Source organism: Nocardiopsis halotolerans DSM 44410, from assembly GCF_000341065.1.
Taxonomy (GTDB): domain Bacteria; phylum Actinomycetota; class Actinomycetes; order Streptosporangiales; family Streptosporangiaceae; genus Nocardiopsis; species Nocardiopsis halotolerans.
In genome coordinates, this window is the sequence record NZ_ANAX01000389.1 from 1 (window position 1) to 696 (window position 696).

Below are 696 nucleotides of genomic sequence, written 5' to 3' on the forward strand. Positions count from 1 at the left end.
GCTGCCACGACATCACCGTGTACGCCGAGCGGGACATGGCCGCCGCGGCCTGTATGGGTGACGGTCTGCTGCTCGACATCTCCGATCCGGTGAACCCGGTCGTCACCGAGCGGGTCCGGGACGACAACTTCGCGTTCTGGCACTCGGCGACCTTCACCAACGACGCCAGGACGGTGCTGTTCACCGACGAGCTCGGCGGTGGCGGTGCCCCCACCTGCACGGAGGAGATCGGTCCCACGCGCGGCGCCGACGCGATCTACGAGCTCGGCGGCGGGGACTCCCCGGAGCTGGACTTCGCCAGCTACTACAAGATCGACCGCCACCAGGGCGAGCAGGTGTGCGTGGCGCACAACGGTTCGCTGATCCCGGTGCCGGGCCGTGACTACTTCGTGCAGTCCTGGTACCAGGGCGGCGTCTCGGTGATCGAGCTCAACGACCCGAGCGACCCCGAGGAGATCGGCTTCTTCGACGTGGACTCCCGTGTCGAGGAGGGTGTGCAGGACAACGACACCTGGTCGACGTACTACTACAACGGCTACATCTACTCCTCCGACATCGCCCGCGGTCTGGACGTCCTCCGGATCGACGACCCGCGTCTGCGCGCCGCCGAGCAGGTGCGGATGGAGCAGTTCAACCCGCAGAGTCAGGAGAGCTACCGGCCGGGCCGCGGCAACGGCAGGTAGCGGATGCCCGGTA

General features: G+C 67.5%; 1 protein-coding gene. It reads left to right on the forward strand.

The window, feature by feature from the left end; all coding sequences use genetic code 11:
- A partial coding sequence (locus D455_RS0127985; protein WP_017573961.1) for an LVIVD repeat-containing protein occupies positions 1-683 on the forward strand: 683 nt, incomplete at its 5' end.
- Between the last annotated feature and the right edge of the window lie 13 nt (positions 684-696).